This is a genomic window from Nocardia brasiliensis IFM 10847, assembly GCF_000710915.1.
Classification (GTDB): Bacteria; Actinomycetota; Actinomycetes; order Mycobacteriales; family Mycobacteriaceae; genus Nocardia; species Nocardia brasiliensis_A.
Genome location: NZ_BAUA01000005.1, coordinates 22,760 through 39,718 on the forward strand (window position 1 = coordinate 22,760; position 16,959 = coordinate 39,718).

At 68.5% G+C, this 16,959-nt stretch carries 11 protein-coding genes; 5 read left to right on the top strand and 6 right to left on the bottom strand.

From position 1 onward, the window contains the following. Positions 1 to 102: 102 nt before the first annotated feature. Positions 103 to 648: a TetR/AcrR family transcriptional regulator gene (locus tag NBRGI_RS00730; RefSeq protein ID WP_029892292.1), complete on the bottom strand. Its 546-nt coding sequence runs from the start codon at positions 646 to 648 to the stop codon at positions 103 to 105. Between the two features lie 89 nt (positions 649 to 737). On the opposite strand from NBRGI_RS00730, the gene NBRGI_RS00735 reads away from it, so the two are divergent. Further along, complete coding sequence (locus NBRGI_RS00735) at positions 738 to 2,276, top strand: MFS transporter (RefSeq protein WP_029892293.1); 1,539 nt, start codon at positions 738 to 740, stop codon at positions 2,274 to 2,276. A gap of 106 nt (positions 2,277 to 2,382) precedes the next feature. On the opposite strand, the gene NBRGI_RS00740 is transcribed toward NBRGI_RS00735, so the two are convergent. After that, positions 2,383 to 3,933, bottom strand: coding sequence for an adenylate/guanylate cyclase domain-containing protein (locus NBRGI_RS00740; protein WP_029892294.1), 1,551 nt, complete (start codon positions 3,931 to 3,933; stop codon positions 2,383 to 2,385). Between the two features lie 321 nt (positions 3,934 to 4,254). Further along, positions 4,255 to 5,964 carry a DUF4407 domain-containing protein gene (locus NBRGI_RS00745; protein ID WP_029892295.1) on the bottom strand — a complete coding sequence of 570 codons (1,710 nt, stop codon included), beginning with the start codon at positions 5,962 to 5,964 and terminating at the stop codon, positions 4,255 to 4,257. Positions 5,965 to 6,197: 233 nt separating this feature from the next. On the opposite strand from NBRGI_RS00745, the gene aroQ reads away from it, so the two are divergent. The 4 genes from aroQ (at position 6,198) to NBRGI_RS00765 (ending at position 15,414) form a co-directional block, all read left to right on the top strand. Next, the gene (gene aroQ, locus NBRGI_RS00750) at positions 6,198 to 6,824 is read left to right on the top strand and encodes a gamma subclass chorismate mutase AroQ (RefSeq protein ID WP_051727385.1); all 627 of its coding nucleotides are present in this window, start codon (positions 6,198 to 6,200) and stop codon (positions 6,822 to 6,824) included. Between the two features lie 980 nt (positions 6,825 to 7,804). After that, a complete protein-coding gene (gene gltB / locus NBRGI_RS00755) occupies positions 7,805 to 12,454 on the top strand; it encodes a glutamate synthase large subunit (RefSeq protein ID WP_029892297.1) in 4,650 nt (1,549 codons plus the stop codon). After that, complete coding sequence (locus NBRGI_RS00760; protein ID WP_029892298.1) at positions 12,447 to 13,916, top strand: glutamate synthase subunit beta; 1,470 nt, start codon at positions 12,447 to 12,449, stop codon at positions 13,914 to 13,916. Before gltB ends, NBRGI_RS00760 begins: the two co-directional genes overlap by 8 nt. Before the next feature lie 598 nt (positions 13,917 to 14,514). Beyond that, the gene (locus NBRGI_RS00765) at positions 14,515 to 15,414 is read left to right on the top strand and encodes a cutinase family protein (RefSeq protein WP_029892299.1); all 900 of its coding nucleotides are present in this window, start codon (positions 14,515 to 14,517) and stop codon (positions 15,412 to 15,414) included. A gap of 72 nt (positions 15,415 to 15,486) precedes the next feature. On the opposite strand, the gene NBRGI_RS00770 is transcribed toward NBRGI_RS00765, so the two are convergent. The 3 genes from NBRGI_RS00770 to NBRGI_RS00780 all read right to left on the bottom strand — a co-directional run bounded on the left by NBRGI_RS00770 (position 15,487) and on the right by NBRGI_RS00780 (position 16,895). After that, complete coding sequence (locus NBRGI_RS00770) at positions 15,487 to 15,837, bottom strand: hypothetical protein (protein WP_148310639.1); 351 nt, start codon at positions 15,835 to 15,837, stop codon at positions 15,487 to 15,489. 118 nt (positions 15,838 to 15,955) lie between these two features. Then, positions 15,956 to 16,567 (bottom strand): histidine phosphatase family protein, encoded by a 612-nt coding sequence (locus NBRGI_RS00775; protein ID WP_029892301.1) that lies wholly within the window; start codon positions 16,565 to 16,567, stop codon positions 15,956 to 15,958. A 130-nt stretch (positions 16,568 to 16,697) separates the two neighbouring features. Beyond that, entirely contained in the window at positions 16,698 to 16,895 is a 198-nt protein-coding gene (locus NBRGI_RS00780) for a hypothetical protein (RefSeq protein ID WP_029892302.1), read from the bottom strand. Positions 16,896 to 16,959: the final 64 nt, after the last annotated feature.

Consider the following 16,959-nt stretch of genomic DNA (forward strand, 5'->3'; position numbering starts at 1 on the left):
CGTTCCAGGTGACCCTGGTGCCGGATCGTCTCCCGCCCCGACGGCACCGGCCGGGTCGGCAGCTGGTAGCACGGGCCGAGTGTAACCGGCGCGGCCGCGCGATCAGCGCTGCAGCAGCCGGTCCACCACGCGGCGGTAGCGGGCCGGATCGATCGGTGGCAGGCCGAGCAGGGCTCGCAGGTACACGCCGTCGCCGACCAGCCGGACGATATCGGCCTGCACCGGGTCCTCGATCTCCTGGTCCAGATCGTCGGACCAGGAATTCATCATCTCGATCAGGGCCTGCTGCACCTCGTCGGCCTCCGCGCTGTTCGCGGCGTCGATGGTGCGCATGGTCGCCAGCATCGAGCGGTAGACCTCGAGCTCCACGGCTTCGTCGGCGTTGTCCGGGTTCGGGGTCTGCAGGTACCACTCGACGACCGACTGTCCCCGGTCGGTGGCGCTGGTCAGCTGCTGGGTAGCGCGTTCGGTGAGCCGTCGTACGAGGCCGGCGAGCAGCGCGTCCTTGCTCTTGAAGTGATACAGCAGGCCGCCCTTGGAGACGCCTGCGGTCGCCGCGACGTTCTCCAGCGTCACGTGCGACATGCCCTTTTCCAGGAGCAGCGATTCGAGCGCGTCCAGAATCCGGTCGCGGGTATTGGCCGTCACAGCGCAGAACTATACCGGCTGGACGGTAAGGTCTGTTACTGTACCGTCTGGACGGTAAGAAAAAACACGCGACGGAAGTCGAGAAAGTCATGACCACCCAGACCAAGACCACCCGGCCGACCGGGTCCGAGACGCCACCCCGCGCCGGCGCGCGCGAATGGGCCGGGCTGTCCGTACTCGCGCTGGCCCTGCTGCTGCTCGCGGTCGACGCGACGGTGCTCGACCTGGCGGTGCCCGCGATCAGCGCCGACCTGGCGCCCACCACACCGCAGCTGCTGTGGATCATCGACGTGTACTCGTTCGTGCTGGCCGGCCTGCTGGTGATGATGGGCAACCTGGGCGACCGGATCGGCCGCCGCAGGCTGCTGCTGATCGGCGCCGCGGGATTCGGTGTCGCCTCGCTGCTCGCCGCCTGGGCGGTATCGCCCGAGATGCTGATCGGCGCCCGGGTCCTGCAGGGTGTCGCCGGCGCGACGCTCATGCCCGCGACCCTGGGCCTGATCCGGTCGATGTTCCTCGATCCGCGGCAGAGGACCGTGGCCATCGCGGTGTGGAGCGCGATGGCGGGCGGCGGCGCGGCGGCGGGTCCGCTGCTCGGCGGCTGGCTGCTCGAGCACTTCTGGTGGGGATCGGTGTTCCTGGTGAACCTGCCGGTGATGCTGGTGCTGATCGGCTTGGGCCCGTTCCTGATTCCGGAATCGCGGGACCCGAACCCCGGTCGCTTCGACCTGGCGAGCGCGGGGCTGTCCATGCTCGCGCTGGTGCCGATCGTCTACGCGGTGAAGGAGACGGCGGCGCACGGTTTCGCGGTGACCACGACCCTGGTCGCGGTCGTCGGCGCGATCGCCGGCGTGCTGTTCGTGCGCAGGCAGCGGACGCTGGCTCAGCCGATGCTGGACCTGAAGTTGTTCGCACTGCCCAGGTTCCGCACCGCGGTGCTCACCAATCTGCTCGCGGTGTTCGCGCTGGCCGGTGTGCTGTTCTTCGGCTCGCAGTACCTGCAACTGGTGCTCGGCCGGACGCCGTTGCAAGCCGGATTGCTGCTGCTGCCCGGGCTGGCGATGAGCGTGGTCGCCTCGCTCGCCGCGGCCTGGCTGGTGCGCCGGCTGGCGCCGGGCCGGGTGCTCGGCGGCGCGTTGACCGTGGCCGCGATCGGTTCGGCCCTGTTCCTGTGGCTCGGTCCGGACGCGGCGACCAGCACGACGCCGTTCATCCTCGGGTTCCTGTTCATCGGGGCGGGTGTCGGTGTCGCGCTGACGGTTTCGGCGGACCTGGTGGTCAGCTCGGCACCGGCCGAGCGGGCCGGCGCCGCGGCGGCGGTGTCGGAAACGGCGTACGAGACCGGTATCGCGCTGGGCGTGGCCGTCCTCGGCAGCGTGGTGATGGCGATCTTCCGCAACGGGCTCGACCTGAGCCACGTGCCGAGCGACCAGGTCGGTGTCGCGTCCGAATCACTGGGCGCTGCTACGGCTTTCGCTCAGCAGCTGCCGGAATCGGTGGCGGGGGCCTTCCTCGCCTCGGTGCACGAGGCGTTCGTCTCCGGCATCCACTTCGCCGCCGTCGGCACGGCGTCGATCCTGCTGGTCGCCGCCTGGGTGGCGTTCCGGTTGCGCACGGCTCGGTCGTGATCCCTGCGCACCCGCTCCGGTTTCCGGGGCGGGTGCGCTGGCGTGGTGGGTCACGCGGCTTTCGCCGTGCGAAAACGAGTGTGCGACGCCGGAACCGGTGCGGGAACTACTCGGCGGTCGGGCGGGCCAGTTGGGTCGGGGTCAGCCGACCGCGCAGCGTGACGGAGTCGCCGAGCTGCCAGTGCGCCGCTTCGCCCACACCCGCGGCCTTCACCGTGTTCGCGGAGGCGAGCAACAGGTCGTCCTGTTTGGCGAGTTCGCAGAGCCGGGCGGCCTCGTTTACCGCGTCGCCGATGACGGTGAACTCATAGCGCTGCCGGGCGCCGACATTGCCCGCGACGACGCGACCCGCCGCCACCCCGATCGCGGCGATGAAGTCGTCGGCGGTGGTGTCGAGGCGGCGCCGGATCGCGCGGGCGCAGGCCAGGGCGGCGCCGGGGGCGTCGGAAAGCACTGCGGGCGTGCCGAAGACGGCGAGCGCGGCGTCGCCCTCGAACTTGTTGAGCAGGCCGCCGTGCGCCTCGACCTCGTCCACCACGATGTCGAAGAAGCGATTGAGGATGGCGACCATCTCGGGTGCGGGTACGGTCGCGGCCATCGTGGTCGAGCCGACGATATCGACGAACAGCGCGGCCGCCTCGCATTCCACGCCGCCGAGGGTCGGGTTGCCCGCCAGCGCGGCGTCGGCCACCTCGCGCCCGACGTGCTTGCCGAACAGATCCCGGATCTGTTCGCGTTCGCGCAGACCCTCCACCATGTGGTTGAAACCGCTTTGCAGCTCGCCGAGTTCGGTGCCGTCGTACACGGTGATCGTCACCTGTAGGTCGCCGTCCTCCACCTGGCGCAGGGCGCGCCGCACCCCGCGGATCGGCGCGATGGTCGCCGCCACGGTCTGCATCATCAGCAGCAGGCCGAACACCAGCGTGGCCCCGCCGAGCGAGAGCACGCAGACCGCGAGCCGGGCCGTGCTCACCGAGGAGTCGGCCAGCGCCCACACCGCGACGATCATCGACAGGGTCACCGGCACGCCCGTGCCGAGCATCCACGCGATCAGCGAGCGCACGAACACGCCCATGCCGCGGCGCCGGCGCGACGGCGCCGCGTCCAGCACCCGCGCCGTCACCACGCGCAGCGCGAACTCGGCGATCAGGTAGCTGTTGGCGCACACCACCACGGCGCTGAACCCGATGCCCAGCAGGATCTTCGGAATGAGCGCGGGCTCGACCACACCGTAGAGCGGGGTGAGCACGGCGGCTCCGGTGAACCACAGCACGGCTTGCCGCACCACGAGGCGGCGCGGGACGGCCGACGCCGCGATCTGCTCGGCCTCGGTGGGTATCTGGTCGGGATCGGTGGCCCAGCGCAGGGCGCGCAGCCCGCCGACGGTGCCCCACCAGATCCCGATCAACAGCGCGAGCGCCGTGTACAGGGGTGTCGCGATGATGTTCAGCAGCAGCAGTTCCCGGGTGAACACCGTCGGTCCGGGCAGCACGAAGCCGATCAGCGCGAACGTGACCGCCATCCCGGCCAGATTCGCGGCCACCGTCGGCACGGTCAGCAGCAACTGCACCCGGATCCGGCGCATCCCCGAGGATTCGTCCACGGGCCCGAGCAGCCGCGACCCGAACGCGGCCGGGGAGACGTCAGTGCGGGTCATGGGAGAAAAGCCTATTCCGGGCCATCCGCGAAGCGCAGGACCCGAGGTCCACGACTGCCCGAGCGCATCGATGAGCGGTTGTGTTCGTTGCTCGAGGCGGGTGCAGCGGGTCGCAGGTCGGGGCCGGACGGCATTGGTCGGCACGGTGGACGGACGCGGCCGCGAGCCGACCATGTGCCGCCTGGTAGGGGTGCGATCGTGCGCGTGCCGCTGCCGGAGTTCCTGTCGGATGGGGCAGCGCTCGGCCGCGGCGCTGCCGCGCGCCGAGACCGTGCGGGCCAGGTTCGCTCGAACGCGTCGCATGGCCCCCACGGTAGGCACTCAGTGGCCGCGCGGCAGCTCGCGTCGGCCGCCAGCGGGCAGCTCGTGCGGATCGCGGCCGGTCAGCTCGTCGTGCCGGGCGTTCGGCAGACCATAGGGTTGCGCTCCCGGGTGAGCGGGCGAGTAGCGCGGGTCCTGCTGCCGGTAGTCCGCGTCCACCACGGTGGCGGCGATGCGCTGGGCGTGCGCCGCCTCGGGCGAACCCGGCGCGAGCTGGTAGCCGCTCGTCCCGTGCGAATCCTGGGTGTCCACGGTGACCTTGCGGGTGCGGCGCAGCGTGAAGGTGATCTCCTCGACCTCCTCGAAGGCCTGCTTGGCGGTGCGCAGCGGGTGCGTGGCGTTGTCGATCGCGTTGGCCACGAACGCGGGGACCAGCGGCCGGATCAGGCGGGCCGCGGTGTCGGTGAACGGCACCGTGCCGATCAACGGAAGTTCCAGGCCACCACCGGTTTTGGGCGCGAGCGTCCGGGCGTCCTGCGGTGCGAGGGCGCCCGAGGCGACGGGGGCGGGCAGGTTCGGTGTCACGAATCCTTCGGCAGACACGGAGCTGTCCTTTCGTTCGTCAGCCGGTGCGGCTGGGAGTTCGGGTCGGCGGGCCGGTTCGGTGATGCCGAACTCCACACCGCCGACGGCCGCGATGATCCTGGTGCGCTGGCGCTCCCGGTCGATGGCGGTGTCCGCCTCGACGGCGAGCCGGGCCGAGGTGAGGCGTTGTTCGGCGCGCAGGTGCTCGGCCGCGGCGCGGACCTCGGCCTGCTTCACCGCGATGGCGGCCTCGGCGTCCTGCTCGGCCTGGTCCCGCACGGCGAGCGCGGCGGTGGCCCGATCGAACGAGGTGTCCCCGCGCCACCAGCGCAGCAGCAGCGGCAACAGCGCGAGCGCGATCACCGCGATGATCGTCAGGATGCGCAGCGGCATGGCGCCCGCATGGTGGGTGGTGTAGTCGTTCATCGCCTGCCAGCGCGCGCCCAGACCGCGGTCGGCCGCGGTGAAGGCGGCGGATTCGGCTGCCGTGACGGCCTTTTCGGCCTCCGCGACACGCTGGTCGGCCGGCTCTACCCGGGCCTGCGCGACGGCGAGCTGCTTGCGAGCGTCGTCGAGCATGTCGTTGGCGACCTCTGCTTCCGGGCCGCGGCCGGGCACCCGGGTGATCAACTGTTGCGGGCACTCCGGGCCCGGGTTCAGTTCGCAGCGCGCGATCGTCATGGTGCGATCGATGTCGTCCTGCGCCTTGGCGATGGCTCGATCCAGCGCGGTCCGGTCCTCGCGCGCCCGGTCGAGCTGGGTGCGCGCGGTGACGACCTGTGGCGCGGAAGCGGTGTCGCGCTGGGCCCGTTCGTCCAACGTGCGGTCGACGCTGCCGCCGAAGACCACGATCGCCGCGAGTTCGGCGATCAGCCCACCGGTCAGCACCGCCAGCGCGACGCGCGCGAGCAGGCCGAGTTTGTCCGGCATCCGATCCGGCCGCGGCGTGGCCAGGGCCCGTGCGATCGCGCAGGCCAGTGCCCCGACGAGCAGCGCGACCGCGAGCACACCGAGCACCGGCCAGGTACCGACCGAGCCCAGGGCGAACGCCGTGACCAGCGTGGAAACGAGCGCGAAGAGCAGCACCACCGCGCCGGTGACGGCGTATCCGGTGCGCTCGTGGCGGTAGGCGACATCGTTGGGCTGACCCCCGCCGAGCCAGGTGAACAAGCCGGTGACGGTCATGGGAACTCACATCCTCTTCGTCCCAGTCGATTTCGCGGACACCGCTAGCGAGCGAAACCGTCACGGTTTCGTGGTCACAGCGTGACAGGACCGTCCCCGACACACCGAGTACGAGCGGGCGTATGTGGCCAGGCTCACAAACGGCCCGAGGCGGTGTCGGCGCCGATTCACCTGCGGGTTCTACTCTCGATCGATGATCCGTTGCCAGGCGTGCCATCTCGGGAGGTCAGCTCATGCGTATTCGTTTCGTCCGACGCGCGGCCACGACCACGCGACGCGCGACGCCGCGGCTGGCCGCACTGCTGGTGGTGTCGGCCGCGCTGGTCATGTCCCCGCTTAGGGCGGACGCCGACACGCCCGAGGCGCTGGACCGTCTGGTGGGCCTGGTGCTCGAGCGGTTGCAGACCGCCGACGCCGTGGCCGCGGCGAAATGGGCAGGCGCCGCCCGCACCGGCACCGAGCCCACCATCGACGATCCGGCCAGGGAGGCCGCGGTCTACGACGCGATGACCCAGCTCGGCGCCGGTCGTGACCTGCCGGAGAACTGGGTGCGACAGGTGTTCTCCGGGCAGATCGAGGCCAACAAGATCGTGCAGCGCGGTCTGATCACCGCTTGGCGCTTCGATGCCGGGTCCGCGCCCACCGCGCCGCCGGATCTGCTGTCGGTGCGGCCGGTGATCGATCGGGTGAACGTCGAGATCGTCGACCAGTTGGCCGCCGAACGCGCCGAGCTGACCGCGCCGGACTGTGCGGAACGGGTGGCGCGCAGCGTCTTCGGCGTGTTCACGGCGGGTCGCACGGACGCGCTGCATCAGGCGGCGCTGGTGCGTGCCGCGGTGGTGCTCTGCGCGCCGCGCTGAGCGAGGTTCGTCCGGACCCCTATTTGTGCTTGTTCCCGAACTCGGCGCGGTACAACTGTGCGCCCGGCGCACCCTTCCACCCGAAACTTTGTGGTCCCGCGCAACGCTGGTGCGCGCCGCCGGAACCGCGTCGAGCTGACGCCGTAAGACGTTCTCTCGAGTTGAACTCGACGATGAAAGCCGGATCGGCTGGCGAATATTCGGTAAAGGGCCGTCCATTCCGCAATAAGTCACGTCGATTACGGCGTAAGAGTGGATAGCTTTCGGCCATAGAAATGTGTCGAACACCACTGACCGGCGTTAGCTGAATATGTGCTGAAGCCCACAGCGGACAAAAGAGGCCGGACGGTCGGATCGCATGCGTGGCTCGTCAGGAGCCTGTCGGAAATATCTCATTCACCCGGCTTCCGAGTTAGCCGCCCTTCGGTGGTTTGCCGGATGCTTCGCCGGGGAAATCATCTGCGATGCAGGTGAGAGCGTTTTTCTGACCGTTTCGCGAGGTTTCGAGCCGCTCTCCCGCGCCGACCGTCAGTAGTCGGCACCGGACGCCGCGGGATCGATCATGCGGTGCCTGCTGCTTTACACTGGACGACGCGCACACGTGGAGGACCGAATGAAGAAGCCCAGCTAGACCTAGTTATTAGCACAGCCTAAGTTGGTTGGGCCTCGGACCTGACTTATCGTTTGCTCTTACGCCGAACACAGAATGCTCGGCCCACTCGCCCGCTCGGGGCAGCTCCTGACCGGTGCTCAGCGTAGCGGGCCGGAACCCGCGCGGAGGTAAGGATCTTGTTAGGGATCCGTTACCGACGAGCACCCACTACGTCACTGAAGCGGGTGAAACAACTGGAGACGTGACTGCACGCCGAAGACCATCAGCGCGGCTGGTTTCGGAACGTACGGGCGCAGTCTTGTACGGAGGCATTCCGACGAAATAGCCCATTTCGTTTTCGTCGAACGCCCTTCTTGAAGGCAGAGGCATGATGCAACTTCCTGGCCACAGGTCACCTGGCCCCGTCGGGCTCTACGACCCGGCGAACGAACACGACGCCTGCGGTGTCGCGTTCGTCGTCGACATGCACGGCCGCCGCAGCCGCGACATCGTCGACAAGGCTATTACGGCTCTGTTGAACCTGGAGCACCGTGGTGCCGCAGGCGCGGAACCCAACAGTGGTGACGGCGCAGGCATCCTGATCCAGCTTCCGGATCGCTTCTTCCGCGCGATCGTGGACTTCGAGTTGCCGCCGGAGGGCTCCTACGCCTCCGGTATCGCCTTCCTGCCGCAGGCCCGTCGCGAGGCCGCGCGCGCCGCGTACGGCGTGGAGAAGATCGTCAAGGAAGAGGGCCTCGAGGTTCTCGGCTGGCGTGCGGTGCCGATCGACGAGTCGTCGCTCGGTGCGCTCTCCCGCGACGCGATGCCCACCTTCCGGCAGATCTTCATCGGCTCGCCGCGTGGGGCGGCCGAGCAGCTGTCCGGCATGGACCTGGAGCGGCGCGCGTACGTCATCCGCAAGCGGGTCGAGCACGAACTCGGCAAGTCGGGTTCCGGCGAGGGCGCGGTCGGCAAGGAGTCGGTGTACTTCCCGAGCCTGTCCGGCCAGACCTTCGTCTACAAGGGCATGTTCACCACGCCGCAGCTGCGCGCCTTCTACCTGGATCTGCAGGACGGCAGGGTGGAATCGGCGCTCGGCATCGTGCACTCGCGCTTCTCCACCAACACTTTCCCCTCGTGGCCGCTGGCGCACCCGTTCCGCCGGGTCGCGCACAACGGTGAGATCAACACCGTCACCGGTAACGAGAACTGGATGCGGGCCCGCGAGGCGCTGCTGCGTTCGGACATCTTCGGCATCGACTCGGCGGGCAACAACCGCCTGGAGAAGATCTTCCCGGTCTGTACCCCGGGGGCGAGCGATACCGCGCGCTTCGACGAGGTGCTGGAACTGCTGAACCTCGGCGGCCGCAGCTTGCCCCACGCGGTGCTGATGATGATCCCCGAGGCGTGGGAACGCAACGAGAAGATGGATCAGCGCCGCCGCGCGTTCTACGAGTACCACTCGATGCTGATGGAGCCGTGGGACGGCCCGGCCTCGGTGTGCTTCTCCGACGGCACCGTGGTCGGCGCTGTGCTCGACCGAAACGGCCTGCGCCCCAGCCGCATCTGGGTCACCGACGACGGCCTGGTCGTGATGGCCTCCGAGGTCGGCGTGCTCGACATCGACCCGTCCAAGGTGGTTCGCAAGGTCCGACTACAACCCGGCCGCATGTTCCTGGTCGACACCTCGCAGGGCCGTATCGTCGGCGACGAGGAGCTCAAGGACCAGCTTGCGGCCGAGCACCCGTACCAGGAATGGCTGGACGCGGGTGTGACCAAGCTCGAGGACCTGCCCGACCGCCCGCACGTGCACATGTCGCACGATCGCGTGCTGATCCGTCAGCAGATCTTCGGATACAGCACCGAAGAGCTGAACCTGCTGATCTCGCCGATGGCCAAGACCGGCGGCGAGGCGCTCGGCTCGATGGGCACCGATACCCCGATCGCCGTGCTCTCGGCGCGGCCCCGGCTGCTGTTCGACTACTTCTCCCAGCTGTTCGCGCAGGTGACCAATCCGCCGCTGGACGCGATCCGGGAAGAGGTGGTGACCAGCCTGCGCCGCGCGATCGGCCCCGAGGCCGACCTGATGCACCCCGGCCCGGAATCCTGCAAGCAGATCGCGATCGAATCGCCGATCATCGACAACGACCAGCTGGCCAAGCTGGTGCACATCAACGACGACGGCTCCCAGCCTGAGCTGCGTTCGGTGATCGTGCGCGGTCTGTACCCGGTCGCCAAGGGCGGCAAGGGACTTCGTAAGGCGCTCAAGGCGATCAACACCCAGGTGTCGGCCGCGATCGACGGCGGCGCCCGCATCGTCGTGCTGTCCGACCGCGAGTCCAACGAGAAGCTGGCGCCGATCCCGTCGCTGCTGCTCACCTCGTCGGTGCACCACCACCTGGTCCGCGAGCGCACCCGCACCATGGTCGGCCTGGTCGTCGAGGCCGGTGACGCCCGCGAGGTGCACCACATGGCCATGCTGGTCGGCTTCGGCGCGGCCGCGATCAACCCGTACATGGCCTTCGAGACCATCGAGGACATGCTCGAGCGCGGCGCGCTCGACATGCCGGGCAGTACCGGCGATCTGGCCGCCGACTACGCCAAGGCGGTCGCCAACTACAACAAGGCCGCGAGCAAGGGCGTGCTGAAGGTGATGTCCAAGATGGGCATCTCCACGCTGGCGTCCTACACCGGCGCGCAGCTGTTCCAGGTGATCGGCCTGTCCCAGGACCTGGCCGACGAGTACTTCACCGGTCTGCGCTCGCACCTGGACGGCATCGGGCTCGAGGACATCGCGGCCGACGTCGCCCAGCGGCACCGGCTCGCGTTCCTGGAGAACCGCAACGAGCGCGCGCACCGCGAGCTCGAGGTCGGCGGCGAATACCAGTGGCGGCGCGAGGGTGAATACCACCTGTTCAACCCCGACACGGTGTTCAAGCTGCAGCACGCGACCCGCTCCGGGCAGTACTCGATCTTCAAGGAGTACACCAAGCTGGTCGACGACCAGTCCGAGCGGCTCGCCTCGCTGCGCGGCCTGTTCAAGTTCAAGAAGGAGCGCGCGTCGATCTCGATCGACGAGGTCGAGCCGGCCTCGGAGATCGTGAAGCGATTCTCCACCGGCGCGATGAGCTACGGCTCCATCTCGGCCGAGGCGCACGAGACCCTCGCGATCGCGATGAACCGCCTCGGCGGCCGGTCGAACTCGGGCGAGGGCGGCGAGTCGCCCGCGCGTTTCGAGCCGGAGGAGAACGGCGACTGGCGGCGCAGTGCGATCAAGCAGGTGGCCTCCGGCCGCTTCGGCGTGACCGCGCACTACCTGACCAACTGCACCGATATCCAGATCAAGATGGCGCAGGGCGCCAAGCCCGGTGAGGGCGGCCAGCTGCCCGCGCACAAGGTGTACCCGTGGGTCGCCGAGGTGCGGCACTCCACCCCGGGCGTCGGCCTGATTTCGCCGCCGCCGCATCACGACATCTACTCGATCGAGGATCTGGCGCAGCTGATCCACGACCTGAAGAACGCGAATCCGCAGGCGCGGATTCACGTGAAACTTGTTGCCGAGCCCGGTGTCGGCACGGTCGCGGCCGGTGTGTCCAAGGCGCACGCGGACGTCGTGCTGATCTCCGGGCACGACGGCGGCACCGGCGCCTCGCCGCTCACCTCGCTCAAGCACGCGGGCGGTCCCTGGGAGCTCGGCCTGGCCGAGACCCAGCAGACGTTGCTGCTCAACGGACTTCGCGACCGCATCGTCGTGCAGGTGGACGGGCAGATGAAGACCGGCCGCGACGTGATGATCGCGGCGTTGCTCGGTGCCGAGGAATACGGTTTCGCCACAGCGCCTCTGGTGGTGTCGGGCTGCATCATGATGCGGGTCTGCCACCTCGACACCTGCCCAGTGGGTGTCGCCACGCAGAACCCGGTGCTGCGCGAACGCTTCACCGGCAAGCCGGAATTCGTCGAGAACTTCATGCTGTTCATCGCCGAAGAGGTCCGGGAACTGCTGGCGCAGTTGGGCTTCCGCACGCTGGACGAGGCCATCGGCCGGGTCGACCTGCTCGACACCGCCAAGGCCAAGCAGCATTTCAAGGCCAACAAGCTGGACCTGTCGCCGATCCTGGACAACGTCGAGACCGCGTTCATGTACCAGGACCGGCGCTGCACCAAGACCCAGGACCACGGCCTGGACAAGGCGCTGGACCAGCAGCTGATCACGCAGAGCCGGGACGCGCTCGAGCGCGGCCAGGCGGTGAAGTTCGAAACCAAGATCACGAACGTGAACCGCACCGTCGGCACCATGCTCGGCCACGAGGTGACCAAGCTCTACGGTGGCGCGGGCCTGCCCGACGACACCATCGACATCACCTTCACCGGCTCGGCGGGCAACAGCTTCGGCGCCTTCGTGCCCGCCGGCATCACGCTGCGCGTGCAGGGTGACGCGAACGACTATGTCGGCAAGGGACTTTCCGGTGGCCACCTGGTGGTGCGCCCGTCGCTCGACGCGCCCGCCGGCTTCAAGCCGGAAGAGAACATCATCGCGGGCAACGTGATCCTGTTCGGCGCCACCAACGGGCACGCGTTCATCAGCGGTGTGGTCGGCGAGCGGTTTGCCGTGCGCAACTCCGGCGCCACCGCGGTGGTCGAGGGCGTCGGCGATCACGGCTGCGAGTACATGACCGGTGGCCGCGTGGTCATCCTCGGTGAGACCGGCCGCAACTTCGGTGCGGGCATGTCCGGTGGTGTCGCGTTCGTCTACAACCCGGACGGCACCTTCGAGGACAAGCTCAACCCCGAGCAGGCCGACGCCGTCGAGCAGCTCTCCGGTGACGACTTCACCTGGCTGCGCGACGTCATCACCGAGCACCGCGACCAGACCGGATCGGCTGTCGCCGAACGCATTCTGGGCGACTGGTCGCAGCAGGTGAACCACTTCGTGAAGGTCATGCCGCGCGAATACAAGAAGGTACTGCTCGCCATCTCCGAGGCCGAGAAAGCCGGCAAGGACGTGGACGAGGCGATCATGGAGGCGGCACGTGGCTGACGCACAAGGTTTTTTGAAGCACACCAAGCGGGAACTGCCGACGCGTCGTCCCGTGCCGCTGCGGCTGATGGACTGGAAAGAGGTCTACGAGCAGGGTTTCGCGCACGAGACCCTGCAGCGTCAGGCCAGCCGGTGCATGGACTGCGGTATCCCGTTCTGCCACAACGGTTGCCCGCTGGGCAACCTGATCCCCGAGTGGAACGACCTGGTCTACAAGGGGCAGTGGCGCGAGGGCATCGACCGGCTGCACGCCACCAACAACTTCCCGGAGTTCACCGGGCGGTTGTGCCCGGCGCCGTGCGAGGCGTCCTGCGTCCTCGGCATCAACCAGGACCCGGTGACGATCAAGCAGGTCGAGGTCGAGCTCATCGAGAACGCCTTCGACGAGGGCTGGGTGACCCCGGTCTACCCGACCCGGTTGACCGGTAAGCGGATCGCGGTCGTCGGCTCCGGTCCCGCGGGACTCGCCGCGGCACAGCAGCTCACCCGCGCCGGGCACACCGTGACCGTGTTCGAGCGCGCCGATCGCATCGGCGGTCTGCTGCGCTACGGCATCCCGGAATTCAAGATGGAGAAGCGCTTCATCGACCGCCGGATGGCGCAGATGGAGGCCGAGGGCACCATCTTCAAGACCGGCGTGAACGTCGGCGTCGACATCACCGCCGAGCAGCTGCGCGAGCAGTTCGACTCGATCGTGCTGGCCGGCGGCGCGACCATCGCGCGCGACCTGCCGATCCCCGGACGCGAGCTGGACGGCATCCACCAGGCCATGGAGTTCCTGCCGTGGGCCAACCGGGTGCAGCTGGGCGACGACGTCACCGACGCCGACGGCCTGCCGCCCATCCACGCGAAGGGCAAGAAGGTCGTCATCATCGGTGGCGGTGACACCGGCGCCGACTGCCTCGGCACCTCGCACCGGCAGGGCGCCGAGAGCGTCCACCAGTTCGAGATCATGCCGCGCCCGCCGCAGGAGCGAGCCTCCTCCACCCCGTGGCCGACCTACCCGCTCATGTACCGGGTGTCCTCGGCGCACGAGGAGGGCGGCGAGCGGGTGTTCTCCGTCAACACCGAGCGTTTCGTCGGCGAGGACGGCAAGGTCACCGGCCTGCAGGCGCACGAGGTGACGATGGTCAACGGCCGTTTCGAGAAGGTCGACGGCACCGACTTCACCCTCGAGGCCGATCTCGTGCTGCTCGCCATGGGCTTCACCGGTCCCGAAAAGCGGGGCCTGCTCGAAGAACTCGGCGTCGGCTACGACCAGCGCGGCAACGTCCAGCGCGACAAGGGCTGGGCGACCAACATCCCCGGCGTGTTCGTCGCGGGCGATATGGGCCGCGGCCAGTCCCTCATCGTCTGGGCCATCGCGGAGGGTCGCGCCGCGGCCGCCGCGGTGGACCGCTTCCTGGAGGGTGAGACGGCGCTTCCCGCTCCGATCACCCCCACCATGGTCGCCCAGCGATGATCTGAACCCCTCTCTTACCGGAGCGGAAAAGGCGTCTGTGGACTTCGGTCCGCAGACGCCTTTGTTCTTTGCGTGTCGCGGTAGTGTGACGCGACACGCGCGTTTGCGGAATTCGACGCTGAAGGTTCGGCGTTGCCGAGCGATGCGGGCAGGGCGCTCTAATTTTCTGAGAGGTTGCTCGCCTGTGTTCGATCGGCCCTGGATCGTGCCTCATCGGCACCGGTCTGGAGGTGCTCACATCGGTGTTCGACGCGGTTGACGTGCCGATTGCTGGCAGATTGCGGATGGCTGCGGGCGGGGGGATTATCGGCTGATCAGGGCGTTTTGGTGCCGGGATGTGGTGCGGAGCTGCGGGTTTGGGCATCGGACGGAAATCGGACATCGGACGCGGGTCGGGATGGCGCCGGGCGCTCGCGACCTTTATTGTGATCCCGGCACGTTGCTGATCTTGGGATGTGGGTTCGCCGGACAGCAGCGTTCGGATCGCCGGGTGGCTCCAGTTAACCCAGCGTGCACTGGAAAGTCACTCCTGCGGTCCAGCATTGGTGCGCAACTTGTCGGGATGCCCTGGGCGGGCATTGTTTTGGACTGGAGCGGTATGCAGTTGAAGAAGGTTGTCGCGGCTCTCGGTGCATCCGCGACGGTACTGTCCGGCTTGGTGTTCGGCGGCGGATCGGCCAGTGCCGACCCGGGTTGCCCCAGCCTGTACGTGGTGGCGATCCCCGGCACCTGGGAAACCGGCAAGGACAAGAAGCCGCAGCCCGGCATGCTCGCCGGTGTCACGCGGAACCTGCCGAGCTCCGCCGAGGTCGACTACGTCACCTACGCCGCCACCGCCTTCCCTTGGGAGGGTGAGGTTTACGGCAACTCGAAGAAGGAAGCCACCGACCGGGCGCGTGGCCTGATCACCGATATGGCGAAGTCCTGCGGCGCCACCAAGATCGCGCTCGTCGGCTACAGCCAGGGCGCGGACGCGGCGGGCGACCTCGCCGCCGAGATCGGCACCGGACTCGGCCCCATCCCGGCCGACCGGGTCGCGGGCGTCGGCCTGATCTCCGATCCGCGCCGCTCGCCCACCGACGTCCAGGTCGGCGCGCCCGCGCCCGGCGCAGGCGCCGGCGGTCCCCGGGTCGGCGGCTTCGGCTGGCTGAGCGACCGCACGCGCACCATCTGCGCGCTCGACGACCTGTACTGCGCGACCGCGCCGGACGACTTCGTCACCCGGTTCGCGGGCTTCATGGCGCAGGCCTCGGACATGAACCCGGCCAACATGTGGCGGTACCAGATCGAGGCGGGCAACATCATGACCGACCTGTTCGCGCACGGCGGGGTGCCCGCGCTGCAGGCCCAGCTCACCGAATCGGCGAACGAGCAGCGCGCCAAGGACCTGGAGCGGTTCTACAAGTCGCAGGCGCACACGCTGTACGGCAGCTACCCGGTCGGCGGCGGGCAGACCGCCACGTCCTGGATGCACAACTGGATCGCGGGCATGGCCTGATCCACCGCAACTGAACGAAGGCCCATCTCCGTCGCGGAGGTGGGCCTTCGTCGTCGCGGGACTACCCGAAGATCAGCTACTGCCCGCGGAACCGCTCGGCGGGCGGACGTGCAGGGTCCGTGGACCGGGCTCGTCCTTGTAGATGCGCGGACCGTCACCGGGACCGTGCCGTCCCGGACCGTCGCGATACTCCACCCGCGGTCCGCCCTGATCGCCGCCGGGCAGCCAATTCGGTCCGCCGCGCGGATGTGCGCTGATATCGGTGCCTTCCGGGTCGGGCTGGGTCAGCTGGACGGCCGCGGGCTCCGGTGTTTCGGCCGAAGCGGTCGCGCCGAGCGCGCCGAGCGGCAGGGCGATCAACGCCCCCGCCACCGCGACGCGGGTTACCCGGCGACGCAGCGGTGTCGATGTTCTGCTGAGCAACGGAATTCCTTTCTCTCGGACCATGAACCGCTGGTGTGGCGGCTCACCGGTCCCATACAAGGTTCCGTCGCTGGGGTGCGGGTGTGACGTCCCTGCCAATCGGCTGTGAACCCGACAATCAGGACTTGATGTTGCGCGGCAGCAGATCCCACACGTGCCCGTTCTCGTTGATCGTCGCTGCCGTGCGACGGCCGTTGCGGGAGAACAGGATTCGGGTGATCGAGCAGTAGTCGATCGGAAAGGTCAACGGCCGTTCCAGGCCGAGTATCTGCTGCAGCAGCACGTTGATCACGCCGCCGTGGGTGAAGGCGAGCACGGTGTCGGCCGGGTCGGCGGCGGCCGCGATCTCGGCGACCGTGTCCAGCACCCGGGACTTGAACGCGTGCCCGTCGATCTGCGGCGGAAAGTTGCCGGCCTTGATCTGCTCGTAGACCGCGCGGAACTCGACCTTGGCGTCCTCGATCGGAATGTAGGCGGGCAGATCCCGATCGTATTCGGCCAGATCGTCGATCACCTCGACGTCGAGCCCGAGCTTCGCCGCCGTCGGCGCCGCGGTGTCCCGCGCCCGCCGCTGCGGACTGCTCACCACCCGCACCACCCGATGCTGACTCAATGCCGCCGGCACCCGCTCCGCCTGCTCCACCCCGACCGCCGCCAGCGCAGGATCAGCCGCCCCCACCGCATTCACGACCCGCACCGGCTGCCCATGACGAACAAGAATCAACTGCACGGCCCCACTCTGCCCCATCGGGCCCTGCCCCTTCGACATCGACATTGATCTGTCGGATATCGAACGGCTCTAGGGACGGCGAACGGCCCGGTTTCGTGGAGCACGAACCGGGCCGTTCGGCGGTGGGGAACTATTGTTGCTTCTTGCGCTTCATCAGCAGGTAGATGCCGAGGACGATGAGGGCGACCACGAGCAGGCAGCAGATGCCGCCGAAGATCAGGGCGCCGCTGCTGCGCTTCTTCTTCCGGGCGGCGAGCTCGAACACCTCCGGGCTCGCCCAGACGCTGTGGTCCACCAGGGCCATATTGGTCAGCAGGTCAAGGTACATATCTGAACCCCATTTCGTGTCACGGTCCCCTCCCCGGGCCGACGTTTCCCGGCCGCTCCGGTTC

What these genes read in the sequence shown, in the direction of transcription:
- aroQ (WP_051727385.1), top strand. Translation starts at nt 6,198, where the DNA reads ATGCGTATTCGTTTCGTCCGACGCGCGGCCACGACCACGCGACGCGCG.
- gltB (WP_029892297.1), top strand. Translation starts at nt 7,805, where the DNA reads ATGATGCAACTTCCTGGCCACAGGTCACCTGGCCCCGTCGGGCTCTAC.
- NBRGI_RS00745 (WP_029892295.1), bottom strand. Translation starts at nt 5,964, where the DNA reads ATGACCGTCACCGGCTTGTTCACCTGGCTCGGCGGGGGTCAGCCCAAC.
- NBRGI_RS00765 (WP_029892299.1), top strand. Translation starts at nt 14,515, where the DNA reads ATGCAGTTGAAGAAGGTTGTCGCGGCTCTCGGTGCATCCGCGACGGTA.
- NBRGI_RS00735 (WP_029892293.1), top strand. Translation starts at nt 738, where the DNA reads ATGACCACCCAGACCAAGACCACCCGGCCGACCGGGTCCGAGACGCCA.
- NBRGI_RS00780 (WP_029892302.1), bottom strand. Translation starts at nt 16,895, where the DNA reads ATGTACCTTGACCTGCTGACCAATATGGCCCTGGTGGACCACAGCGTC.
- NBRGI_RS00740 (WP_029892294.1), bottom strand. Translation starts at nt 3,933, where the DNA reads ATGACCCGCACTGACGTCTCCCCGGCCGCGTTCGGGTCGCGGCTGCTC.